25 protein-coding genes, 1 tRNA gene and 2 pseudogenes are annotated in these 21,816 nt (G+C 60.1%); 13 read left to right on the top strand and 15 right to left on the bottom strand.

What is annotated here, in order from left to right; translation table 11 throughout:
* From VGE08_RS04030 to VGE08_RS04000, 7 genes and pseudogenes are all read right to left on the bottom strand, one after another.
* Positions 1-1,701, bottom strand: a pseudogene (locus tag VGE08_RS04030) (hypothetical protein); the annotation flags it as partial.
* Positions 1,702-1,724: 23 nt separating this feature from the next.
* Positions 1,725-2,291, bottom strand: coding sequence for a hypothetical protein (locus VGE08_RS04025; protein ID WP_331066566.1), 567 nt, complete (start codon positions 2,289-2,291; stop codon positions 1,725-1,727).
* A 350-nt stretch (positions 2,292-2,641) separates the two neighbouring features.
* On the bottom strand, positions 2,642-3,154 hold the full coding sequence (locus VGE08_RS04020; protein ID WP_331066565.1) for an antirestriction protein ArdA: 513 nt from the start codon (positions 3,152-3,154) through the stop codon (positions 2,642-2,644).
* A 326-nt stretch (positions 3,155-3,480) separates the two neighbouring features.
* Entirely contained in the window at positions 3,481-4,935 is a 1,455-nt protein-coding gene (locus VGE08_RS04015) for an RES domain-containing protein (protein ID WP_331066564.1), read from the bottom strand.
* Positions 4,932-5,807, bottom strand: coding sequence for a hypothetical protein (locus VGE08_RS04010; protein ID WP_331066563.1), 876 nt, complete (start codon positions 5,805-5,807; stop codon positions 4,932-4,934). Before VGE08_RS04010 ends, VGE08_RS04015 begins: the two co-directional genes overlap by 4 nt.
* A gap of 195 nt (positions 5,808-6,002) precedes the next feature.
* Entirely contained in the window at positions 6,003-6,884 is an 882-nt protein-coding gene (locus VGE08_RS04005) for a hypothetical protein (RefSeq protein WP_331066562.1), read from the bottom strand.
* 61 nt (positions 6,885-6,945) lie between these two features.
* Positions 6,946-7,317, bottom strand: a complete 372-nt coding sequence (locus VGE08_RS04000; RefSeq protein WP_331066561.1) for a hypothetical protein — start codon at positions 7,315-7,317, stop codon at positions 6,946-6,948.
* A 125-nt stretch (positions 7,318-7,442) separates the two neighbouring features.
* Here VGE08_RS04000 and VGE08_RS03995 point away from each other — a divergent pair, with 125 nt between their 5' ends.
* On the top strand, positions 7,443-8,024 hold the full coding sequence (locus tag VGE08_RS03995) for a recombinase family protein (protein WP_331066560.1): 582 nt from the start codon (positions 7,443-7,445) through the stop codon (positions 8,022-8,024).
* On the opposite strand, the gene VGE08_RS03990 is transcribed toward VGE08_RS03995, so the two are convergent.
* The 4 genes from VGE08_RS03990 to VGE08_RS26505 all read right to left on the bottom strand — a co-directional run bounded on the left by VGE08_RS03990 (position 8,019) and on the right by VGE08_RS26505 (position 9,428).
* Complete coding sequence (locus VGE08_RS03990; RefSeq protein WP_331066575.1) at positions 8,019-8,276, bottom strand: helix-turn-helix transcriptional regulator; 258 nt, start codon at positions 8,274-8,276, stop codon at positions 8,019-8,021. The genes VGE08_RS03995 and VGE08_RS03990 overlap by 6 nt on opposite strands.
* 78 nt (positions 8,277-8,354) lie before the next feature.
* Positions 8,355-8,624 (bottom strand): hypothetical protein, encoded by a 270-nt coding sequence (locus VGE08_RS03985; RefSeq protein WP_331066559.1) that lies wholly within the window; start codon positions 8,622-8,624, stop codon positions 8,355-8,357.
* Positions 8,611-9,075, bottom strand: coding sequence for a helix-turn-helix domain-containing protein (locus tag VGE08_RS03980; protein ID WP_331066558.1), 465 nt, complete (start codon positions 9,073-9,075; stop codon positions 8,611-8,613). The genes VGE08_RS03985 and VGE08_RS03980 overlap by 14 nt, the downstream gene beginning before the upstream one ends.
* 119 nt (positions 9,076-9,194) lie before the next feature.
* The gene (locus VGE08_RS26505; protein ID WP_414717449.1) at positions 9,195-9,428 is read right to left on the bottom strand and encodes a helix-turn-helix domain-containing protein; all 234 of its coding nucleotides are present in this window, start codon (positions 9,426-9,428) and stop codon (positions 9,195-9,197) included.
* Positions 9,429-9,682: 254 nt separating this feature from the next.
* Here VGE08_RS26505 and VGE08_RS03975 point away from each other — a divergent pair, with 254 nt between their 5' ends.
* Positions 9,683-10,261, top strand: a complete 579-nt coding sequence (locus VGE08_RS03975; RefSeq protein WP_331066557.1) for a recombinase family protein — start codon at positions 9,683-9,685, stop codon at positions 10,259-10,261.
* Positions 10,262-10,740: 479 nt separating this feature from the next.
* Here the strand turns inward: VGE08_RS03975 and VGE08_RS03970 are convergent, their stop codons facing one another.
* On the bottom strand, positions 10,741-11,634 hold the full coding sequence (locus VGE08_RS03970) for a hypothetical protein (RefSeq protein WP_331066556.1): 894 nt from the start codon (positions 11,632-11,634) through the stop codon (positions 10,741-10,743).
* A 141-nt stretch (positions 11,635-11,775) separates the two neighbouring features.
* Here VGE08_RS03970 and VGE08_RS03965 point away from each other — a divergent pair, with 141 nt between their 5' ends.
* From VGE08_RS03965 to VGE08_RS26270, 9 genes and pseudogenes are all read left to right on the top strand, one after another.
* Complete coding sequence (locus tag VGE08_RS03965) at positions 11,776-12,087, top strand: hypothetical protein (protein WP_331066555.1); 312 nt, start codon at positions 11,776-11,778, stop codon at positions 12,085-12,087.
* Positions 12,084-13,028, top strand: coding sequence for a hypothetical protein (locus VGE08_RS03960; protein WP_331066554.1), 945 nt, complete (start codon positions 12,084-12,086; stop codon positions 13,026-13,028). Before VGE08_RS03965 ends, VGE08_RS03960 begins: the two co-directional genes overlap by 4 nt.
* On the top strand, positions 13,025-13,660 hold the full coding sequence (locus VGE08_RS03955) for a hypothetical protein (RefSeq protein ID WP_331066553.1): 636 nt from the start codon (positions 13,025-13,027) through the stop codon (positions 13,658-13,660). The genes VGE08_RS03960 and VGE08_RS03955 overlap by 4 nt, the downstream gene beginning before the upstream one ends.
* A gap of 10 nt (positions 13,661-13,670) precedes the next feature.
* Positions 13,671-13,979: a hypothetical protein gene (locus VGE08_RS03950; protein ID WP_331066552.1), complete on the top strand. Its 309-nt coding sequence runs from the start codon at positions 13,671-13,673 to the stop codon at positions 13,977-13,979.
* A gap of 2 nt (positions 13,980-13,981) precedes the next feature.
* Positions 13,982-15,598 (top strand): type IV secretory system conjugative DNA transfer family protein, encoded by a 1,617-nt coding sequence (locus tag VGE08_RS03945; RefSeq protein ID WP_331066551.1) that lies wholly within the window; start codon positions 13,982-13,984, stop codon positions 15,596-15,598.
* Complete coding sequence (locus tag VGE08_RS03940; RefSeq protein ID WP_331066550.1) at positions 15,595-15,885, top strand: hypothetical protein; 291 nt, start codon at positions 15,595-15,597, stop codon at positions 15,883-15,885. Before VGE08_RS03945 ends, VGE08_RS03940 begins: the two co-directional genes overlap by 4 nt.
* Before the next feature lie 5 nt (positions 15,886-15,890).
* Positions 15,891-16,184, top strand: coding sequence for a hypothetical protein (locus VGE08_RS03935; RefSeq protein ID WP_331066549.1), 294 nt, complete (start codon positions 15,891-15,893; stop codon positions 16,182-16,184).
* A gap of 101 nt (positions 16,185-16,285) precedes the next feature.
* Positions 16,286-16,621 (top strand): hypothetical protein, encoded by a 336-nt coding sequence (locus VGE08_RS03930; protein WP_331066548.1) that lies wholly within the window; start codon positions 16,286-16,288, stop codon positions 16,619-16,621.
* Positions 16,524-17,579, top strand: a pseudogene (locus VGE08_RS26270) (recombinase family protein); the annotation flags it as partial. The gene VGE08_RS03930 and the pseudogene VGE08_RS26270, both read left to right, overlap by 98 nt.
* Before the next feature lie 544 nt (positions 17,580-18,123).
* On the opposite strand, the gene VGE08_RS03920 reads toward VGE08_RS26270, so the two are convergent.
* Positions 18,124-18,200, bottom strand: a tRNA-Arg gene (locus VGE08_RS03920).
* 294 nt (positions 18,201-18,494) lie between these two features.
* Here VGE08_RS03920 and VGE08_RS03915 point away from each other — a divergent pair.
* On the top strand, positions 18,495-19,004 hold the full coding sequence (locus VGE08_RS03915) for a c-type cytochrome (protein WP_331066546.1): 510 nt from the start codon (positions 18,495-18,497) through the stop codon (positions 19,002-19,004).
* Between the two features lie 63 nt (positions 19,005-19,067).
* Here VGE08_RS03915 and VGE08_RS03910 read toward each other — a convergent pair whose 3' ends face one another.
* Both VGE08_RS03910 and ubiK read right to left on the bottom strand, forming a co-directional pair.
* Positions 19,068-20,621 carry a YifB family Mg chelatase-like AAA ATPase gene (locus VGE08_RS03910; protein WP_331066545.1) on the bottom strand — a complete coding sequence of 518 codons (1,554 nt, stop codon included), beginning with the start codon at positions 20,619-20,621 and terminating at the stop codon, positions 19,068-19,070.
* 106 nt (positions 20,622-20,727) lie between these two features.
* A complete protein-coding gene (gene ubiK / locus VGE08_RS03905; protein WP_349258620.1) occupies positions 20,728-21,000 on the bottom strand; it encodes a ubiquinone biosynthesis accessory factor UbiK in 273 nt (90 codons plus the stop codon).
* A 287-nt stretch (positions 21,001-21,287) separates the two neighbouring features.
* On the opposite strand from ubiK, the gene VGE08_RS03900 reads away from it, so the two are divergent.
* Complete coding sequence (locus tag VGE08_RS03900; protein ID WP_203166292.1) at positions 21,288-21,626, top strand: P-II family nitrogen regulator; 339 nt, start codon at positions 21,288-21,290, stop codon at positions 21,624-21,626.
* The last annotated feature ends 190 nt before the right edge of the window (positions 21,627-21,816 follow it).

Genomic DNA, 21,816 nt, shown 5'->3' with positions numbered 1-21,816 from the left:
ATCGTCTGCATCGTCTGCATCGCTCACTCCAGTGGTGGTTGACCTGGAGCGGCATTGTCCGCACGCGCGAATAGATCGGAAGAACGCCTCGGAGTTAACGCTTACGTTGTAAAAGACATCGCCTTCGAACAATGCCTTGCCTGCGCTCTGCGCGATCAGCCGCGTCGCGATGCTATTCAGCGCCACATGGAACGCCTCCTTCAGCGGCTGCGCCGCGAAGTAGTAAGGGTTGGCGTAATAGCCGAGCTGAAAGAAGTCCTCGCCGGTCAGCGCTTCCAGGAACCCAAGCTCCCGTGCATCGATGTTCGGCCCGCGCGAGGTTGGCGAAACTCCATCGACTCCCGCCCAGCGAAAGAGAATGTCCTTCACATCATCAAGTGCAGCGGAATCATCAGTGAAGATGTCGTCGATATCGAGCGCCAGGAAGTCAACTACGAGCTGTCTGAGGTTTCCAGTACCCGTGTCATCCGATGACACTACGAAGTGCAAATCCGGCAGATCGCCATACCCTCGAACTGTTGGCAATAGACTTACGTCCTCGTCTAGTGGAGCTGTCTGCGTATAGAACGTATTAGCACTGTCATATTGGAACCACACATCGTGGACGGCGCGCGTGTCAAGGCCGCTGCCCGTATCGACGGTGAATGTGCTCGTATGCGTAACCGTGTGGCCCTGGTTAAGCTGGCTGACTTCAGAAGCCGCAAGATTGATGCTGACGATGTCGAGATCAGCAAGCGAATAAAGTTCCGCCTCCTCGCTATAGCCATTTTCATTGGCATCAACCCACATGATGAGGTCTTCATAGGCCGCATCCTCGGCGTTAATCAGCCAGTCGTGGTTAAGATCGTAGGACGCCAGCGCCGCGAACCCGTTAGCAAAGCCAGTTGAATTGCCGAACAGTTCCGTGTTGTCGTTGATGATGCCGTCGTCGTTCAGGTCGATGGCCAGCAGGCCATCGCCGCCTGTAACCCAGCCGGAATTTTCGGCAAAACCATCGGCGTCGATATCCCAGAAGGTCGTACTGTTGGCGAGGCTCGTTAGCTCAATTGTACCGCTGTCATCAAGATCGAATACGAGTGGCGAAGTCGCGCTCCAGCCGTCAAAAATCCGATCGGCTACGAATCCCAGATACTCCGATACGAGCCATGACACCAAGCCTCCCCCCGGTCCGCTGATCGTAATATCTGAGCCCGGCGACCAATATTCGCCGAAGCCCAAGTCATCGTTATCGGGCAGATTGAGCCCATCTGGATAGGCGGTGGTGCTTATGCCGCTTATAGCCGTGTCCATGCCGCTGTTGCAGTTTACGGTCAACGGATTGTATGCGTACTCTGCCGCATCAAGGGCGTCGATGTTGGCGGTGAGTTGGTCCCACTCGTTCGAAAGGTCGGGAGCTTCCCCTGCAACGAACGATCCGCGGCTTGATGCTCCGCCCTGCTGGAGGCTGGAATCCCAGTCTGGATTGTCGCTTTGATTCCACGTGCTTTCATCTCCATAGGCGCCGTAGAGTTTTCCTTGTGGATAGTCCACGGAGGCAGGGCTCGCCTTGTTGATCGACGGCATCGACGCTGTATCGTAGGCGCTTGATCCCAAGCGCGCCCAGCCTTTTACATCTCCATTTGAATCTAGATACAGCACGTACTTGTGATGCGTGCCTCCTGCTAGGGGCTTGTAGTAGTAGACAATCTGCTCGTCAGCCATGACTCATTCTCCCTTTCTATATTTCACAACGCCGCATCGGAAAACACATTAGCGTCCGCCTTCACGAGGCGCCCGTCGTCGAAGAACAAACAAATTCTGTAGAAGGTAACCCCAGACAAAAGACCAAATAGTTGGCGGCCAGCGTTCTGTTCGGAGTAAATGACTTTGTCAAATTGATGCGGTCGTCGCGGAAATTCCTTGGGGCGTCTCAGGGCGCGTTCCGTAAGGTCGCTCACATCCTTGAATCCGGCCTCATCAAGCACCGCCATGGCGCTCTCGTAGTCCGAGCAACATGACTGAAGGAAGTCGGTGACGATCCGGCTGAGGACGATGGTGTCGCTTGCCGAGCCGGGCTTCATCCTGCTGGCGAGATCGTAGATTTCTTGCAGAGACTTAGCCGCCGACAGACGCGGAATATCGAGGCTTGTCTCGTCGGGTCCGGGCATCGCATCAGGATCGTCCGGGAATTTCGTCCACTCCTTGTTCACGGGAACCTTATCTTTCTTTTGTAGCGCTTCATTTCCATATGCGGCGACAAAGCCACCCGTCAGGGCAAGGGCCATCACGATGACACCAAAAGCAAACTTCATCTCAACTATCCTTCATATTGAGAGCTGGTCCTCCAATACGGGATGGCATCGGCGAGCGAGAGAGTCCAGTGTTCGTATTGTTTGTGTTCAAAGGGAATAGTCCCTGCTTTATGGTCCCCACCAAACGCAGAATCACGCAACACACAAGCAGTACCGGAAATAGTTCGGAAGAAAAAGACTTGATTTGAATTTTTTATGCGGCTACACCTAAAGGCTTATATCCACCGCTGAAATTCAACCTGCCGCTGTATTCGGCGCACCGTCAGTTGTCGTTCGTTCGCATTTGCCGCAAGACATGAAAAAAGGCGGAGTCATCTTCGCGATGACCCCGCCTTCGTTTTCGATTTCACTCACCGGTTCCAGAAGATGTGAACCTCCTGGTGTCCGGCCTCGATGGTGAACACGTCGCCGCCTAACTTCATGTCGCGCGCCATCGCTTCGTAGTCGATGTAGTAGCGCAAGCTCTCCGGGATTTGCGTCGTCTCTTCGGTCAGCTCCTGCGCGTAATCCGCGAGCGAGCGGTGGCAGCCGCAGTAATCTTCCTCCGCTGCTTGTCTCGCCGCGTCGAGATCGCCGAAGTGATCCAGGAGCTTGCCACCGAACTCCGGGTGCTCTTCAATGAACAGCGCGATGTCATGCAGGGCTTCAATGCCTTCATACTCACCGACGCTGTAGCCGTCGAACCCTTCATGATCGTGGATGGCGTATTCCTCCGCGCCCGCGACCGGCGAGGCTTTCAGCATCGCGTTGACCTGCGCCTGGATGTCTTCAAGGTCCGCGCCCGCATCGATCCAGACGCCGTGAAGATGACCGGCGTTGTAGGCAGCAAGGCAAGCGACGTAGATTTTTATTTCGTGTGTCATGGAAGTCTCCTTCAGGCGGGATTGCCTGTCGGAGGTCCGCCCCCACGGCGAAAGCGCAGCGCTCAAGACTTCAAGCGCCAGCGCAGAACTCGCCGAGCACGGCTCTTGCCGCGCGCAGGGTCTTGAACGCGAGAACGCCGTGGTACGATCAAATGAAACAGGCAAGCCCCTTTCCTCTTCCCCCCAGGGAGCGCCGAAGGCGCGGCTCTGCAAGCAAAAGGGATCGTTACCCGAATGGGCCGGGACAATTCCTGTTGGCCCGGCGGAGCGCGAACGGACGCGCGCGGAGTAGAGCCCGGTCCGGCACAGCCGGATTTGCCAAAGATTCAGAGTATCGGCTTCACGCGCTTGATGCCTTTACTACGCTGGCTTCGGTGGCGCGTAGGCGTAAACGCCGTAGAGGAATACTGAGCCCGCTCGATGTGGTGAACGCGGAGCGAGGCCATATCGATGCTGAGCGCGGGATCGCGTGAATCGTTGCGGTGACGTAGATTGGGCAAGCCTAAGACCGGAAAATCCGAACCGAGATCATCTTCATCTTCCGGCCCGGGCACGTTCTCGAACACCCAATAGTCCGGTCTGACGCCATCTTCGTCATGCTCAAACAGATGTGCGCTGATTTCTGTTCCTGGCGGAATGTCGAGCGGCTTAACGCTCGACGCTTTGTGAAACAGAACGACGTTGTTTTTCGTTTTGCCGTTCTGAACGGAACGATAGATTATGCCGTCCAACTTCGGATCATCGAGATTGGCGAGGTAGTCGGCAATCGCTTGCGTGACCAGATACTCGAAAGGCTCGTCGTCAGGCATGACGGGCTTCGTCGCCTGATCGCCCAGCGTTGCAAGAAAGGCTGCCTTTTTGAGGCGGGCCAGGTGCAGCGGGTCGAAGATGCTTCCCTTGACGAAAATCGAGCGCAGCGCGACCAGATCAAGGAGCTTCAACGGGCGGATGATTTCAAACCGCGCGACAAGCACGCGGCTTCCGACCGGGGGCCGCGTCTCGGAGATCGCCACATCCGAATGAGTGGCCCCGTAGAATACGGCGATGCCTCGCGCGTTCATTCTCCCTGCGGTGGCGACCTTCGCAGGTGGCGGCCCCAGCCCCAAGTCAGGCCGTTTAAGTGCCTCCTCAAGCTTGGCATCGGACTGGAACACGCGCGAGCGGTACAGAGCCGAAAGCTTTTCCCCCGGCCCGGCATTGACGACGACCTTGCCGCCTTTTCGCGTCGCGTGCCCATCCAATCCATCGAAGATTGAATGGAGCACTGCCGCCGCCGCGCTGTTGAATAGCCGCGTCTCCGTCTTGAGGGTCTTCTGGAAGTAGAGCCAATCCTGATAGAGCTCCGTCGCGTCGGCATCTATCTCCTCGTACTGCGATTCCTCTGAAAATTCACCTTCGCCGTCGCTATCGAAATAGTCGTCTGGAGAAACAAACGTATTCTCTTCCAGTACCGAGCGAGCGTCTTCTGCTGCGTCGTCGCCCAAGCCAGCCGCATCCGCTATCGCGTAAGCCGCTTGATCGCCAGGTCTCTCCCAACCGATATCGGATTCGCGGTACATATACTCTTCGCTTTCGGGCGGACCAAGCGGCGTGCGCCTGTAGTGACGCTCAAACGCCCCGCGTATGTGATCCTCCGCCAGCTCGCCAATGGAAAGGGTCTTGCCTTTCTTGCCGCAGTAAGCGCATGTCTCACGCACGCCGGTTTTGGCGACCAGTCCCTTGAGATATTTCTCGCCGACACAGCCAGCGCAGATGCGCTTGTCTTCAACATTCCCTCTCATGGATCCCGCCTATTGCCGCTCTGGCTGGAGCCCGCCTTCCGGGCCAGGGTTTCATAGCGCTGACGCTTCACATCAAGGTCCGTGATCTTCACGCCGTTTTCGTCGAACTCGATCAGCTCATGACAGGGATCGCAGATGGATACAAGCGGCTCCAGGTTCATTCCGTAGAGCACGCCAGGCTCGTAAGAAATGTGATGGACCGCGCTTGCCTTGGCCGCGCACACGCGGCATTTGAATCCGTCGCGGAAGAGAACGACGTTTCGGATCAGGAACCAGAACGGCGATTGAAGGTAGTCCTCGTAGTCCAGGAGGTCGGCTCGGAAGAGCGCATCAGGATTGGCTTTGTAGAAGACTTCGTTCTTTCTGTAGATGCCGGTGAAAAATTCATGGATGGCTTTGTCGTGCATGATGCTCGGCAAGGCGCGGCTGTGATGCCGGAAGCTCCTTGCCTTGGGCTGGATGCTGGAAGTTCTCTCGATCTCCGCATCACTCGGCGTGAATCGGGAGGCTTCGTGCAAGTTCAGCACGTAGTTGCACGTGGCTTTGCTCCACACGTCATCCACCTCGGCAGGAGGCAGGCCAAGACGCTCCAGCACGGATTTGACGTTCCCGAAGAAATAGTGCGTGAGGTACGCCGACATGCTTCCCGCCTCCTTGCGGTGCTTGGCGAAAGTCGATTGCGAAGGCTTCATGTACGGAAACAGCATCGCGTAGATGCTCGATGCTTTCCGGCGCTGCATACTTTTGAGGAACGCATGGTGATAGGGCCGCGTGCGCTCAAAGAAAGACGCTATCGCTGCCATCCGTTCTTCATCGCCATCGCGCCTGGCTCCGCCGCCGCCAGATTCCATCATTCTCTTGGTCATGCTCATATGAGCCTCCCCCGACCTCTACGCTTAAGGGCCGCGTGGGGCCGCGTCAAGAATGAGAATGGTGACGCGGAGAGCCCGCGATTTACTGCGAGAGACTGCACAACTCCCGAGATTGGTACGGCCCTGGCACGCACCGGCCAGTACGGACGACGCGAGCGTGAGCCAGCTCAACCGCCTGAACACGAGAAAGGATTCCTAGCTGGCTTTCGGAGAAGAGCCGGGCATCGGCGCGAACGGATCGGTGTTGCTCACGACGCTGCTGGCCGAACGGAACTGCGCGAACATATCCGGCGCGGAAACGCCCTTGGCAGGTACAAGCTCGTCTGCCGCTGCGGAATTCGCAGGAGTAGATGTGTTGGCAAACTTCTTCGCTTCGTCCGGCTCACGTTGCTCGCGGGCTCGGGCGATGTCGGCAGGCTGGCTTTCCCTGAGCTTGCGTAAGATTTCTTCAAGCTCTTCCTTGCTCGGCGGATTGTTCGGGTCGGCGAGCCTGCGCTTGAGCGGGTCGATGACATCCCGCATGTAATCATCGATCTCGCGCTTGCGGCGCTCGATGTCTTCGAGCGAATCCTTTGCGCGTTTGTAATCTTCCCAGCTCAGCGCGTTCTCGCTTAAGCCGCGCACGTCCCCGCGTCGCGCCGATACGTCTTCGCCGTCTTCGGTCAAGAGCCGCCCATCGTCTGTCTGGTACACGCGGCGGCCATCGGGCAGCGTCGCGGCGGAATCCTTGATCTCGTCCAGCTTCTGCGCGGCAGCTTCTCCTTCTATCTCCAGCTTCGCAAACGCCCGCGCGGCGGCGTCTTCGATGTCGCTGATCGCATTTGCGGCCTGCGTATAAAGGCGCGCATATTCGGGGTCTTGCAGGAGGCGCATCAGCGCGCTGAACTGGCGCTCTTCCTTTTTCTTATCGGAATCCAAGCCGTCTTCATCGGAGGATGTGAGAAAGCGCTTCGCTCTCCCGGTATCGCGACCGGCCATTTCATCATTGATGTCGATGAGGTCGCGCAGCCATTTCGGCAGGGAATCAAGAGCAATTCCCTCGGACCGGGCTAGGTCGTCGTTGCGCACACCAGTCAATACACCCTCCAGCCGTTGATTTCGGCTGGATAAATTATGCGCTTCTGAAGTTAATAATCCGTTAACGATTGGCCGCTGACAGCAGCTCGCCGCAGGCTTGCGTGAGCAGGCCGAGAACCACGGTTGTCTCACCCTCGTTTGGGTACTTCGCTATCGTCGCCTCGATGAGCTTTTGCTTCGCGGCGCGGTCATCCAGATACCACTTCGCAATGCAATCACCCTTGGCCTTGTCACGCACCGCGACCAGGTGCGATGTCGTCAGGACCGCGCCGTTGACCCACCAGTAGCGGTGCTCCGGCGTAAGTTTCAGGAAGCTGTTGGCCTGCGTAGGTTCGGCGGCACGGACTGCGCCTGTATGCGTGAAGGCGAGAAGCGCAAGCGCGGCGAGGAGGACGGCTCCGGGTAGGCGAAAAGGAACGTTTACGCCTAGCATTTCAGACCAGCGTAAATCCCGCCCGTTCCCAACAAGGAGTCTCGAAGAATGAAAGCTTTGCGAACAATAACGAGGAATATTTTCCGCGTGGACTCAAACGTTCGTTTCTGTCAAAGCAAGAGGCTATGGCGATCATCGGCTATGCGCGCATTTCGACATCCGAGCAGCATCTCGACCTGCAACGGGATGCCCTGCGCGCGGCTGGGTGCGCGCGCATCTATGAAGACCTGGGCGTTTCGGCAATCGCCAAACGCCGACCGGGCTTTGAAGGAGCGCTCGCCGCGCTCCGCTCTGGCGATACGTTCGTCATCTGGAAGATGGACCGCGCATTCCGCTCGCTCCGGCAGGCGTTGGAGACGATGGAGCGCTTCCAGCGGGATAGCATCGCCTTCCGCTCGCTGACCGAACACATCGATACGTCCACGCCGATGGGACAGGCCATGTTCCAAATCCAGAACGTCTTCGCCGAGTTAGAGCGAAAACTCATCAGCGAGCGCACGAAGGCAGGGTTGGAGGCGGCGCGAAGACGCGGCAAGCATCCGGGCCGAAGGTGCAAGCTTTCGCGCTGTGACATCGCCTGGGCGCATGAGGCGCTTCAATGCCCGGAGCAGACGAAGGCGGGAATCGCCCGAGCGCTTCGCGTCTCGCCGCGCACGTTGCGGCGCTCACTTGTCCGACCATCGCCGAAAGCGCCGCCGGGTTCATGATTCCGGCGCCGTAGCGGGCGGCTCGCTCCGCCCGTCGCCGTTCCGCGCGCGCACGCCGTGCAATGCGCCGTGCATGACAAGCTCGACGCCTTCGACGAAGGAGGACGGCTTGACGCGGAGCGCCTGCCCCAGAAGAAACAACTCGCTTAAAGTAGGCTCGCTCATGCCGCTCTCCATGCGCAGGATGCGTGAGAGCGGCACACCGGAGTTCGCGGCAAGCTGCGCCGGAGTCAAGTGGCGATGCTGGCGCACCCGGCTCAAGACATCGCCGAAGGCTTGGCGGCATCGGACAGGTTCGCTTCTCATGATGTGCCGACATGCGCACCCGGCTCAGCCAGTTTTCTGCGGAGCGATCATCTTCACGGCGGTCTCAAGCTCGTCCGCGACATCATCAAGAATCTCATGCGCGGCGGCGAGCGCGCCTTCGAAGTCCGGCTCGTCCACGCCGCCAAGCGGCGCGAGCATGGAATCGCTCCCCATGCGGCAGGCTTCGATGATCGACATCGCCTTGATGATCTGCGTGCGCTGCGCCTCGATAAGCTGCACCGGATTCCCTTCCCTGGCGGGCTGAGCGCCTGGCTCGATTTCAGTGGCGCTCATGTGAGGTCTCGTTCTGTTTCGGGCGCTGGAGCGTGGTGGAGCGGACCGCACTGACGCGCTCGGCACGTTTGCCTTCCTCGCTGGTCAGCGCTGGCCGCATTTCTGCTTCGAGCAGATCAATGATGCGGACGAGAAAACGCTGCCGCGTCTTCGAGAGCGCCTGTATGCGCTCACCATGCCTTGCTGCGCGCGGTGACAGCCGCCGCTTGCCGCGAACCGGCGACTCCATGCCAGTGAGCTGTTCGAGCGTAACCGAGAACACCTTGGAAAGTCTGAGCATGATAGGAATGGATACGCGGCGCTCACCGGTCTCATAGGCAAACACGGCCTGTTGCGACACGCCGATGGCGCGAGCCGGTTCCGCCTGCGTCATCCCATACTCTTTGCGCAGCAAACCAATATGCGCGCCGAGAGCGTCGAAATAGGCGCGGCTTTCCTGTTTGGTCGGCATGGTCGCCTTGTGGGCTATGCTCATGCCGTTGGTCTTGGCGCGAGGGCGGCGGGGATGCTCATCAGTGAGCGGCCTTCGAAAACTTCCGTTCAGCCCGATTGGCCAAACCGTCCGGCGCGTCATGGCGTAGCCTGCTGCGGCGTGGTCTCGCCTTCACGCCACTGCGCGAACACTTCGATCCGCTTGGCGATCCTCCACGCGGGCACATGAAATGCCGCCGCAAGCCGCAAGAGCTGCGCGATGTCGGGCGCGTGCGTGCCGCGCTCGAAGCGGCGGATGTCGATCTCGGGAATGCCGCTTCGCTCGGCGAGGCTCTGAATGCTCAGCCCCGCGCGCCTGCGGTAGTTGCCCAGAATGCGCGCGACTTCCCGCGCCAGCGGATGATTTCTTCTTGCGGCGCTGCCGGGTCTCGGGATAGGACTGAAGGGAACCCCTGTGTCACAGTATTTTCATAACGCGCAGCGAATGCAAGCGATGCGCTGATCTACAGGATTCCATGTATGGCTGTTCCGGCAGTTGAGGACGATGACATGCGTGAAAGAAGGGTTCCCTTGAGTCAACGGGGCGAAGTCGCCCGGTTGACGCGGAACGTAATGCAAGGTCACGAATGGCGCTGCTCGGCTATGTCAGATGTTCAACGGATCGGCAACAGGTGCGCCAACAATGCGACCAGCTTCGCATTGCTGGCTGCGTTCGCATCTTCAAGGATAGGGCCGTCAATGCGCGGGCGAAGAACCGCCCCGCATTGCTCGCCATCCGAAAATCATTAAAGCCTCAAGAAGACACGTTCGTTGTCGTCGCCGTTGACCGCGCGTTCCGCTCGACGTTCGAGGCCATCGCCTTTCTCGATGATCTGACCGCGCACGGCATCGCGTTCCGTTCGCTCGAAGAGAACATCGACCCGCGCACGCTGGAAGGCCGCCGCTGGTACATCAGCAAAGCGAACGAAGCCGAGTATGAGCGCGGACTTATCTCACGCCGCACGCGCGAGGCGATGGCCGCCGCCAAGCGGCGCGGGAAGAAATTCGGGCAGAAGAGAAAACTCAGCAAGAAGCAGATCGCGTGGGCGCGCAAAGAACTGCGTAGGAAGCGCAACCGGAAAACCAAGAAGCAAATCGCGCGGCGCTTGCGCGTCTGCACGCGGACGCTCAGCCGCGCCCTCCGGCAAAGCCAAATCAGCAAGTGATTCCAAAGCGATGAGGAATTTTCTTGAGCGGTTGCAGGCTGGCAGGTTATGCCTCTGTTACGGAAAGGCGGGGATAGATGGCCTATGAGAAGTACGACCAGTATGTTCCTTTGAATGAGAGATTTCGGATCGAAGCCACAGGCGCCGTTCCCATCTCCCGCGTTCAGATCAATTTTAATGCTCATGCGTTCGTGAGAGAGAAGATTCATGAAGCGGCGGATAGACGAGACATAGCGGCGAACGAATGGCTGTGTGATGTCGTAGTGGATGCTTTACAGAAACAAACTCAGCAGATCGAAATCGTACGAATGTCGAGAGAACGAGACTATGCGCACTACAATAGGTTCGTACCGCGGTCGCAGACATTGAGTGGTCTCGATTTGGTCCCGCGTGTTCAGCTCAGCATCAACGTACATCCATTTGTCAGAGATAGAGTTCGCGCAGCAAGCAAAGCGGCCCACATTTCGCAAAACGCATGGCTATGCAGTGTTGTCGTTGATGCGCTCGAAAGAAACCCCTAACGGCCTTTCAAGCAGCGACCGTCTCAGTTCGCGATAGAACAGGTCATTGCTCGATGCGCGCGCGCTTCGCCCGAGCGAATTGTCGCTGAACAAGTCAAGCACGTGCCCCTCGGCGTGAGAGCCATAGGGTAGATCATTTTTCCGAAGGTACTCTCGTATGTGCCTGCATCTGCAAATCTCGCGCACGTACATCTCCGTCAAATGGAGGTCGCGGTGCTTCTTAGGCAGCTTTCTCCTTGCGATGCGCACATTCCAAAGTCTGCCAACGACACGTAGTTTGAAAGCTTTCGCGCGCAACTCATTTCGTTTCGTCGATTCATGCCGAAACACGTCTTTAGGTAGTCCGCCGAAAAGGAGGGGTGGTTCCTGCCCGGTCGCCTTGCGCCGGCGGGCCGCTATCTGAAGCACATCGCCTGTTGTTAAGGGCGCGAAGAGCAGATATTGATCTGGATTCCCATCAAGCGAAATCTCACGTCCAATTTCACGCCCCACTGTCTCGATGGAACATTCTTCCCGTGCGCATTCCTCTTCCCATTCCCAATCGTGGAGAGGGTAGCCTGCCAGGTTGAAATAGACCCAGTTCCCATATCCCGTTGTCTCTTCGCGGATGCGCTCCCGAAGCATCTGAAATACTTCGTTGACGGATCGAACTGCAACTCCCGAGCGCTTTGCAGTCTGCACGGCGGGCACATCATCCGCGAACGAGCGCAGGATTTTCTCGAACCGGAACGTGCTCAACTTCGAATGAAGGAAGTACGGGTTTTGGATTTTGTCCTGATGGCGACGTATCCCGTCTATGTGCCTTGAAACCAGGACTCTTTTCTGCCGTACAAGCTGCGGGTTCGAGTACATCGTTTTGAGCCTCTGCTTCCTACATTCGATGGTACAGCTATTGACCATCTTGATACTCTTTTCCTGCCCCCTGAAACCTCCCGCAAAGCGCTTTAAGGCGTATTCCGCCCGGAATTCCGGGCCTTTGCGAAGGAGGTTCCCATGTCCCTTTCAATCGAAGAGTTGCGCAAGTCCCTGCTGGTGGAGGCTCGGGAAGCGATAGCGCCGCTCGTCCAGCAGCTCCGGGGACCATCGGCGGTTCTTCCGGTTCTGGTCGGGGCGGAGCACAGGCGCATGACGGCGATCCGCGCGCGGCTCGCCGAGATTGAGTGCGAGATGGAAGAGACGCTGACGCGCAGGAACGCGAATGCGCGGCGGCTCGATTCCTTGTGCAGCCCTCCGGCTCTGAGGCCGCCGGAGCCCGTCGCTAACACGGTCTCGTTCCCATTCGTCGGCAAGTGGGGGCGGCCATGAACCCATCGCCCCTGCCGGAGCGGGATCGACGGGGGAGCGAAAGCGCCTTCAACCTGGCGCAACAGGGGCGCGGTCGGAACGCGCTCGATGCGGCGGTCATCGCGGTGCTCGCCGCCGCAGGCGCGATGAGCCTTATCACCGAAGGCGTGATCGCCTACCGCGTATTTTCGGATTTCTTCGCGCCGGACGTGCCGGGCGACCCCGCGCATGGCCCGGCGGGCGTGATGGCGCTTAGCACAGCGCTCGCTGCCGCCGCGTTTCACGTCTATCTCATGAAGCACCCGGACGCGCTCGCCGGACGGTTGCTGAACAAATGCGTGCCTTGGCTGGTGCTTGGATTTATCTGCTCCATGGGGCTGATGGCGGCGCGCAGTGTTCTGGAGATGGCGGGGATTTCGCTGTTCGGCGCTGAAGCGCCGCCGCCGGACTTGTTCGCGGAAGAAGCGGTTCCGCCGGGTCCGTCGCTCTTTGACCGGATCGCCATCGGCGCATTTGGCGCAGGTCTGGCGAGCCTTGCGGTGGCGAGCTTCTGGTTGAGCCAGCGCATAGCCGACCTGCTCTGGAGCCGGATCAAGCGCCTCACCAGCCGCCGCGCTCTTGCAGGCGAGACCAGGGCGCTCATGGATGCAATCAACGAAGCGGAATCCCGCCTCTCAAAACTCGAAGCCGAGCGGCGAATGCTTCTCCGCGAGCTGGAGCCGGAAGCCTCACGCTCATTCGCGAACGATCTTGCCGCGCTCCTCCAGCAGCTTCGCGGCTCGGTCGTCGGCGTCGTCAATGCCGAGACGATCTGGAAGAAGAAAGCCCCAAGCGTCGTCGAGAGCCAGGATGAGCCGGAACTCAATGTTCCGGGCGTGGCGAAGCTTGCCGCACCGTTGGACCTCTCCGGCGATCACATCTTCGCCGCGTTCAATCTTGCACATGAGGGAAAGAAGAAATGAAAGCGCTCATTCTTGTTTTGATGCTCTGGATGCCTGCGCTCGCCGCGCCAGCATTCGCGCGCTCCGTCTTCATCGGCATCGATGTCTCGAAGTCGAACCCGGTTGTGATCGATGAGGCTTCCGCGAAGGTCGCCGGCAACTACGTGCGCGGCATCGTCGCCGCGCTTGCGCCCGGCGATGAAGTGCATATCCGCACCTTCGGCGACCGGAGCGCCGCGCATGTGGAGAGCCGGAGCATCCGGCTCGGGCGGAAACACAAACCCGAAACCGTCGCCTTCCAGATCGGAAGCTACATCGCGTCCTTGCCCTCGAAGCCGCTCCAGGGACAGCAAGAGACACAGATATTGGCTTATCTGGAGCTATCGCAGTTCAGGTGCGATCAGAACTCTCTCGTTGTCATCGTGAGTGACGCGCTCGAGTCCTCACCCGGCGTGCGCCAGAAGGATTTGCTCGCAGGCAAACCTTTACCGCCGCCGGAGCCCGGCATCCTCAAGGGGTGCGAAGTCGTCATCTACGGTTTAGCGCGCAGCAAGGACGGCGCGATCACGCGCGAGCAGGCCAAGAGCCTGCGCGCCTCATGGACCGCATGGATGAACACAGCGGGCGCGAATTTCACAGCCATCACCGAGTAAGGAGCCAGCCATGTTCAATCAACAGCCGCGTCCGACAGATTCCAAGGGCTCGGTCTTCAATCGTGCCATCGCACTGCTGGGCGGTGCGCTCGGAGTAGGAAGCGCAATTCTCTTCACATGGCCGCTCTTTAACGCCATGCGCGTGCCGCTCCTCTCCTATCTCACCGCGAGCTGGGGGCCGACACTCGGCGGCTGGCTCACGCTCGCGATGGCCGTGGTGCTGGCCATTGTCATCTATGTCGTCACCAAGCTCGCCGTGGTCCTCAGCATCACTTGGGGCGCAGCGGCGCTGGCCGCACGGCGTTTTCCGGGAACGTAAAGATGGCCGCATTCAACGAAGAATTCCGGTTCGGCTCGGCGCGTTGGGCCGAGCCGAACGAGATGCGGCTTCTTCATCGCGGCTCGCTCTATCTGGGCCTGGATAATGAAGGGCGCATCCTGCGCCACCCGAGCGATGGACCTGCGCTGATGGTTGCGGGCTCCGGCGCGGGCAAGGCACTCACGTCCATCATGTACAACGCCTGCTGCTATCCCGGCTCGATGCTGGTTGCGGACTTCAAGGGCGAGATCGCCGCAGTATCGCTCGCGGCGCAGGCCGCCATGGGAAAGTACGCGTACTGCGTCAACCCCGCGCGGCTTCTTCCCGATTTTCTGCCCAGCCATTCAACTGATCCGCTCGATATTCTCAAGCGCGACACACTGGCGCTCGTGCCCGATGCGAAGATGATCGCGGAAATGCTCGTGCCGCTCTCCGGCTCCAGCAACGGCAAGCATTTCGAGGAAACAGCGCGGCTTTGTTTAGAGGCGCTGCTCGTCGCCGACGTGGAGAAGCGCGGCGTCGGGAGCCTTGGGAATCTTTACCGGATCATCTGCGCCATCGAGGGCGACCAGGACAAGTTTCTATCCATTCTCGAAGCGATGGGCGCGAGTGGTTTCGAGCATGTGCGCAGCACCGCCGGGACGATGTTCTACAAGTACCGGGACGCGCCGAAGGAATGGAGCGGCATCGCGGGCGAGATGCGCAAGAGCCTGTCGTTCCTCGATGATCCATCGTTCCTTCATGCGCTGGAGTCGCCATCGTTCTCGCTCTCCATCCTCTGCGAGCGCCCCTGCAACGTCTACATAAACATCCCGGCTGAATATATCGGCATCTGGTCGCCATATCTGCGTCTGCTGGTCGGCGTGGCGATGCTCTACAAACAGCGCAATCCCCAGCGCCCGCGCGTCGTGTTCCTGCTGGATGAGTGCGGCCAGCTTGGCCACGCGGAATTCTTGCTCCGCGCGATGACGTTCGGGCGCGGCGCTGGAATTCTTTGCCAGGCCGTGTTCCAGGATTTGGGCCAGATTGCGCGCCATTACGGGCGCGAAGGCGTTCAAACGTTTCTAGGCTCGGCGCAGGTGCGCCAGTTTTTCGGCGTTCGCGATCTGGAGACCGCCGAGATGGTCTCGAAGATGCTCGGCCATGAAACCTTGAGCTTCGATCCCGATCTCGACCAGGCTGCCGCGCGGAGAAACAAGGCGCACATTGTTCGCGAGCTTCTCGCCGGAGCGGACCCGTTTGACGCCGGGCTCAACTATGCGCAGCAGGCGAGAGCTGCCGTTGATCGGCGCAAGATGGCGCGGTTTCTCATGAGCGCCGATGAAATCCTGCGGATGCCGGAGGATCGGCAAATCCTCTTCGTCTCCGGGGTTAGCTGTCCTCCTATCGCGGCCTACCGCAAGCCGTACTTCCTGCACCGCGAGCTTGCGGGCCGGTGCTTGCCGAACCCTTACTTCGGCGGCGGCGCTCATGCCCGGATCATGGGGCGCTCCCGCATGAAGATCGCCCGCGTCATCACCGAACCTGTGCCGGAAAGCTTCGCGGAATATCCGCAATACGCCTCCGGCCTCTGGTCCTACATCGAGGGCTATCGCCCGCAACTGGAGAAACGACAATGAGTGACGAGAGAAAAGGTCCCACGCACCGGGTTTCGTTCGCGGCCTTCCAGCGTGAGCCTAACGAAAACGGCGAGCGCCAGCTCGGGAACGCCAGAGAGATCGGTGCGATCTGGGAGCGTAAGGACCGCCCCGGCGAGGGAATCCTGCGCTTCGATCACACGCCGCGCGAGGACGGCGTGTATTTCGTGCGGGATATAAACGCGCTCAGGGAAGAGCAGCAGGAACCGCCGAAACAGGAGCGCGCAAGTTCGCGCACGCGGTCACGCGATACGTCGCGCGAGCGCTAGTCATCATGAGCGTGGAAACAACACCCGGCGGCGCATCCAGCGCCGCCGCACCCAGGCCCGCCTTCCTGCGTGAGCTTGAAGCGCTTCGTGCTCAGCGTGAGCCGCCGTCACTTGAGCGCGACTACACGATTGGCGGAACCGCCGAGCAATCCGTTCACCGGAGCGTGAGCGAAGAACGCGAGACCCGCATTACGCAAATGGAAGCGCGATTCCGGGAAACACGCGGCCATGCCACGCATGAGTTCGGGGTTTCGCGCGTGCGTGAAGTGGCGAGCCGTGATTTCGAGCGGGCGCGATGACGATTTTTCTTGCCCGCCCTTGCCGATTCCCGTTATAGGAATACGTTCCTGTTTTGTTCTCACCAAACATTCAGGAAGAAAGAGAAGATTAGAGAATGCTAATGAGCGGAGAAGATAGAGGATTAAAAGATACGGACAGCGCCAGCGCGGCGGACTCTGAGCTGCCGCCGTTCGATGCGCAGAAATATCGCGACGAGCTGGGCGACCTCGACATTACGGAAGAACAGGCTACCGAATTCCTGCGCACACTGGATTTCATCCTGCGCAGCTTTGTCGATCTCGGCTGGGGCGTGGATTCTGTCCAGAAGTTTATTCCGGCCTTGGCTGAATTTTCTTCGCATGAGGACTCCGGCGCGGTACAACAAACTATTCCAACACCGCCGTTCAACAGGGCCGCCGCACGCGAGGCGGAGAAGGATGATTCAAATGCCCGATAGGAAGAACAAGAAAGCCATCATCTATTGCCGCGTGTCGAACACGAAGCAGAAGCTGGATGGCGACGGGCTGCACAGCCAGGAGCACCGCTGCCGCGACTACGCGCAAGCGCGCGGCTATGAAGTCGAAGCCGCGTTTCATGATGACCGGAGCGGCGGCGGCGATTTCATGAGCCGCCCCGGCATGGTCGAAGTGCTGCGTTACCTGAAGGAGCACACCGACGATTACGTGGTGATCTTCGATGACCTCAAGCGGTTTGCCCGCGATACGGAGTTTCACCTGGCTCTACGCAAGAAGCTCGCCAAATACGGCGCAACCGTCGAGTGCCTGAATTTCAAGTTCGAGGACACACCTGAAGGCAAGTTCGTCGAGACCGTCATTGCCGCGCAAGGCGAGTTAGAGCGCCTTCAGAACCGCCGCCAGACCTTGCAGAAGATGAAGGCGCGCATCGAGCGCGGCTATTACGTGTTTGCCTGCCCCATCGGCTATCGCTACGAGAAGGTCGGCAGCCACGGCAGGCTCTTGGTGCGCGACGAGCCGGTGGCCAGCATCATCGCCGAAGCGCTGGACGGCTACGCCTCGGGGCGCTTTCAGCTCCAGGCAGAAGTGAAACGCTTTTTAGAGGCACAGCCCGAGTTCCCGAAGACGCAAGGCTTCGTCCTCAACCAGAAAGTCACGGATTTGCTCACGCGCCCGGTCTATGCGGGGCTCGTCGAAGCGCCCGAGTGGGGCATCACGCGCCGCAAGGGCCATCACGAAGCGCTGATCGATGCCCAGACCTTCCAGAAAATCCAGGAACGGCTCAAGGGCGGCGCGCGTACACCCGCGCGGAAGGATTTGGATGCCGAGTTCCCACTGCGCGGCGCAGTCCTGTGCGGCGATTGCGGCGGGCCGCTGACGGCCTGCTGGTCGAAGGGAAGAACGGGCCTCCATCCCTACTATCTTTGTTTCAAGAAGGGATGCGAGAGTTACCGCAAATCCATCCGCCGCGAAAACATCGAAGGGGAATTCGAAACACTGCTCAAGGCCATACAGCCGAAGGCCAGCGTGCTCCGGGTCGCGAGGATGCGTCTCGAAGACTTATGGAGCCATCGCATGGCTACCGGCGCGGAGAGGGCGCGCTCGCTTCGCTCCGACCTCATCAAGATCGAAAAGCAGACGGAGCATTTCCTCGACCTGATCGCCGAAGCCGAGATGCCCTCCATCCGCCAAGCCTACGAGAAGCGCATCGGCAAGCTCGAAGAGCAAAGGATCATCGTTGCCGAAAAAATCGCCAGTTGCGGCACGCCGCTGCGCAGCTTCGACGAGACAGTTCGAACCGCGTTCGGCTTTCTCGAAAACCCCTATAAATTGTGGGTTTCAGAGCATCTGGAGCACAAGCGCGCGGTGTTGAAACTCACCTTCACCGACAAACTCGCCTATTCGCGAAACGGAGGATTTCGAACCGCCAATCTCGCCTTGCCCTTCAAGGCTTTAGCGGGTTTCGGAGGACGAAAAAGTGGAATGGCGCGCCCGAGAGGATTCGAACCTCTGACCCCTGCCTTCGGAGGGCAGTACTCTATCCAGCTGAGCTACGGGCGCGTCGTGGGCACGAAGTGTAACAGCCGCCACCGGGGCGCGTGTGCCCGAGCGCCGGTGAAGTCGGGGCCCGGATGACCGGAGGTGCGGCCCCGAGCGGCCGGACAGGTTCATGGAGCAGGTCCCGGCCGCGGGGCGCGAATCATAGCCGGCCTTGCCGCCCGCCCCAAGAGCGGCCCCGGAACTGAATGTGCATCAGGGAGTTAGCCAGTCAGTTTATCGGGGAAGGCTACGCCGCTATACTGCGCGCCGTTTTGCCATGTGGCATTTCCGCCCCTGTAGCCTGTTGGAGCCGAAGTGAGCGCCGAGCACGATAAGAAGTTTTTCGACACGTTCATGCTGGTACTCGGCATTTTGATTGGCATTGCGATCCTCCTATATGTGTTGGCGCGCATCGTGGCGGCCAATACCCAGGAAAAGCACGTGATCAGCGACCCCACCAACCAGGCGGTGGTAGCCGAGCGCATCGCCCCGGTGGCCAAGGTGGCCATTGCCGGCCAGGACAATTCGGCGCTGGCGCCCGTTCAGTCGGCAGCCGCGGCGCCGGCTGCGGACATGGGGGGCGAGGAAGTGTTCAACATGGCCTGCGTGGCCTGCCACGGCGCAGGCGTGGCTGGCGCGCCGAAGATGGGCGACAAGGCGGCCTGGGCGCCGCGCATCGCCAAGGGCATCGATACCTTGCACAAGCACGGCATCGAGGGCTACCAGGGTAGCGCCGGCTTCATGCCTCCGAAGGGTGGCCGCGCGGATCTCTCCGACAAGTCGATCATCAATGCGGTCGACTACATGGTCGCCGGCTCGAAGTAATCCCGCCATTGCAGGTCGCCGCGAGCCGTCGCGGCGACCTCCACCACCCCGCCTCGACTTCTTTTAGCTGCGATCCAGCTTCCTGAGCATCAGCGCCTCGCTCACCTGCGCGGTGTCGATTTGCTCCACCTCTGCTATGTCGGCGATGGTGCGCGCCACTTTCAGAATTCGATGATAGGCGCGCGCTGAGAACCCGAATTTGTTTGCCGCCTGATCGAGCAAGTGCCGCGCGCGACTCGTCGGGCTGCAGAGTCTTTCGACCTCGCGCGTCAACAGTCGCGCGTTCGGACACCCTTGCCGGGCGAACTGTAACTCGCGAACCCGCGCGACCCGCGAAGCTACCACCGCGCTCGTTTCAGCATTCACGTTCGGCATGCGCAGCATCTCGTGTGGCATGCGCAGCACTTCGACGTGCATATCGAGCCGATCGATCAGCGGACCCGACAGCCGCTGCCGATATCGACGAACCTGGTCCGCGGTACAGTGACAGACGCCGCGCGCGTCACCCAGGTAGCCGCAAGGACAAGGATTCATGGCGGCGACGAACTGAAACGATGCCGGAAACTCCGCCTGCCGAGCCGCTCGCGAGATCGTGATAACGCCGGTTTCCAACGGCTCGCGCAGAACTTCAAGCGCAGTACGCTCGTACTCGGGAAGCTCATCCAGAAACAAAACTCCGTGATGAGCCAGCGAGATCTCGCCAGGCCGCGGATTCGAGCCGCCACCCACCAGTGCGACCGAGGAAGCCGAGTGATGCGGCGAGCGAAATGGCCGCACACGCCACTGCGATGTATTGATCGGCATGCCAGCCACGCTGCGAACCGCAGCGACTTCAAGCGCCTCCTCCTCCGTCATCAACGGCAGCAGTCCAGGCAAGCGTTGCGCGAGCATGCTCTTGCCCGTGCCGGGCGGGCCGACAAACAACAGCGAATGCGCCCCGGCGGCGGCGATTTCCAGCGCACGCTTGGCGCCCTCCTGACCGCGCACTTCGGATAGATCTGCCGCGACATTCGCTATCGTCGCAGGCGCGGAGCCGATGACGATCTCGCAGCGCTTGGTTCCTACCGCATGAGTTACTACGCCTGGCAAGCTGGTCGCAATGGCAATGCGACATCCCGTGACGAGCGCGGCTTCAGAAACATTCGCAAGAGGCACGACGATCGAATGTCCGACTCGCGCCGCCGCGACCGCTGCAAGCAGCGTCCCCTGAATCGCTTGAACCTCGCCGTGCAGGGACAGCTCGCCGTAGAACTCGCAGTCGCGCAGTGAATCGGCGGGTATTTGCTCGGATGCGAGCAAGATGGCAAGCGCGATGGGCAGATCGTAGCGCCCGCCGTCCTTGGGCAGATCCGCCGGAGAGAGATTCACGATCACTCGCCCGTCGGGAAAGGTGAAGTTGCAGTTCATGATCGCGGCGCGGACGCGATCGCGGCTCTCCTTCACCACGGCTTCGGCGAGCCCGACGATGGAGAATCGCGGCAGGCCACCACTCAGATCCGCTTCGACGCGCACCAGCGGCGCTTCCATGCCGTGCTGCGCGCGACTCAACACCGTCGCACATCCCATTCCCTGGCGCTCCTTTGAACGTTTCCGGCGAACACCGCCGGATTCGATCACACAGGAGCGACGTATAAGCTGCGATCAAGCAAGCGAATTGCCGCGAGAAAGCTCGGCAGCGACATCAACAATGAGTTAAGGAGCGGCCACCGCCGCGATCGACCACTCAGGGATTGTTCTTTTCCGACGCCTCCAGCGCCGCGAGCCTCGCCTCCAGCGCTTCCAGCTTCTCGCGCGTTCGGCGCAGCACGGCCGCCTGCACATCGAACTCCTGGCGGGACACCAGATCGAGCTTGCTCAGCCCGGCCTGCAGGATGGCTTTGAAATTGGCCTCCAGATCGCGGCCCAGGGCGGCGACGCCGGGCGGCACGGCGGAGGCAAGACGGCGGGCAAGTTCATCGAGTGAGCGGGGGTCCACGACAGGCTCCTGAACATCCAAATCGCATCGGGCAACCAGGCCCGGGCCGCCCCATCCGTGCTCGCAGTCCACTTTCGGGGCAGCCGTCCGAGCCATTTTGCTCCGACTTGAAGCAAACGGGCAGAAATTTCGCACCAGCAGAGTGCGTCGCGGCCGGCTCCGCACCTCGAGCCGCGTTCGTTTGCTTGCACAAATTCGTGGCACAGAAGATGCATTTCCGATGCGGCGCGCTCGGGGAGCGGGGAGCTTACTACGACCAGTGATGACCAGCCCGATAGCCGCGCCCATGAACCCGGAGCCGGAATGCAATGAAGTTGATAACCGCGATCATCAAGCCCTTCAAGCTGGATGACGTCCGACAGGCCGTCGCGGATATCGGGGTTCAAGGCATCACGGTGACGGAGGTGCAGGGTTTCGGGCGCCAGCGCGGGCACACCGAGCTGTATCGCGGAGCCGAGTACCGCGTGGACTTTCTGCCCAAAACCAAGATCGAGCTGGCCGTGGACGATTCGATCGCCGAGCAGGTGGTCGAGGCCATCACCAACGTCGCGCGCACCGGAAAAATCGGCGACGGCAAGATCTTCGTGATCGACCTGGCACAGGCGGTGCGCATCCGCACCGGCGAAATCGGCGTCGAGGCAGTGTGAGATTTGTTTCCAACAGCAACAGCAGCACCTGGCAGCAACAACGATCTATCTCTTCCGTAGGAGAACGACAGTGAAAAGACCCTTGGCAACGAGCCGCGTGCTCACTTACCTGTGGAGCCTCGCGCTCATCGCGTTCGCGATAGTCGCAGTGCCCGAGATGGCACTAGCGCAAGATGCTCCAGCCGCGGAA

The sequence above is a fragment of the Steroidobacter sp. genome (genome assembly GCF_036406195.1).
Taxonomy (GTDB): Bacteria; Pseudomonadota; Gammaproteobacteria; order Steroidobacterales; family Steroidobacteraceae; genus Steroidobacter.
This window is presented reverse-complemented; position numbering and strand designations above follow the sequence as displayed.

Coding starts and splice junctions, on each gene's coding strand:
- VGE08_RS03940 (WP_331066550.1), top strand. CDS start 15,595: ATGAGTGACGAGAGAAAAGGTCCCACGCACCGGGTTTCGTTCGCGGCC.
- VGE08_RS03960 (WP_331066554.1), top strand. CDS start 12,084: ATGAACCCATCGCCCCTGCCGGAGCGGGATCGACGGGGGAGCGAAAGC.
- VGE08_RS03980 (WP_331066558.1), bottom strand. CDS start 9,075: ATGCCGACCAAACAGGAAAGCCGCGCCTATTTCGACGCTCTCGGCGCG.
- VGE08_RS04020 (WP_331066565.1), bottom strand. CDS start 3,154: ATGACACACGAAATAAAAATCTACGTCGCTTGCCTTGCTGCCTACAAC.
- VGE08_RS03945 (WP_331066551.1), top strand. CDS start 13,982: ATGGCCGCATTCAACGAAGAATTCCGGTTCGGCTCGGCGCGTTGGGCC.
- VGE08_RS03950 (WP_331066552.1), top strand. CDS start 13,671: ATGTTCAATCAACAGCCGCGTCCGACAGATTCCAAGGGCTCGGTCTTC.
- VGE08_RS04010 (WP_331066563.1), bottom strand. CDS start 5,807: ATGAGCATGACCAAGAGAATGATGGAATCTGGCGGCGGCGGAGCCAGG.
- VGE08_RS04000 (WP_331066561.1), bottom strand. CDS start 7,317: ATGCTAGGCGTAAACGTTCCTTTTCGCCTACCCGGAGCCGTCCTCCTC.
- VGE08_RS03985 (WP_331066559.1), bottom strand. CDS start 8,624: ATGAGCGCCACTGAAATCGAGCCAGGCGCTCAGCCCGCCAGGGAAGGG.
- VGE08_RS04015 (WP_331066564.1), bottom strand. CDS start 4,935: ATGAGAGGGAATGTTGAAGACAAGCGCATCTGCGCTGGCTGTGTCGGC.
- VGE08_RS03900 (WP_203166292.1), top strand. CDS start 21,288: ATGAAGTTGATAACCGCGATCATCAAGCCCTTCAAGCTGGATGACGTC.
- VGE08_RS03970 (WP_331066556.1), bottom strand. CDS start 11,634: ATGTACTCGAACCCGCAGCTTGTACGGCAGAAAAGAGTCCTGGTTTCA.
- VGE08_RS03965 (WP_331066555.1), top strand. CDS start 11,776: ATGTCCCTTTCAATCGAAGAGTTGCGCAAGTCCCTGCTGGTGGAGGCT.
- VGE08_RS03995 (WP_331066560.1), top strand. CDS start 7,443: ATGGCGATCATCGGCTATGCGCGCATTTCGACATCCGAGCAGCATCTC.
- VGE08_RS03955 (WP_331066553.1), top strand. CDS start 13,025: ATGAAAGCGCTCATTCTTGTTTTGATGCTCTGGATGCCTGCGCTCGCC.
- VGE08_RS03930 (WP_331066548.1), top strand. CDS start 16,286: ATGAGCGGAGAAGATAGAGGATTAAAAGATACGGACAGCGCCAGCGCG.
- VGE08_RS04025 (WP_331066566.1), bottom strand. CDS start 2,291: ATGAAGTTTGCTTTTGGTGTCATCGTGATGGCCCTTGCCCTGACGGGT.
- VGE08_RS03975 (WP_331066557.1), top strand. CDS start 9,683: ATGGCGCTGCTCGGCTATGTCAGATGTTCAACGGATCGGCAACAGGTG.
- VGE08_RS03935 (WP_331066549.1), top strand. CDS start 15,891: ATGAGCGTGGAAACAACACCCGGCGGCGCATCCAGCGCCGCCGCACCC.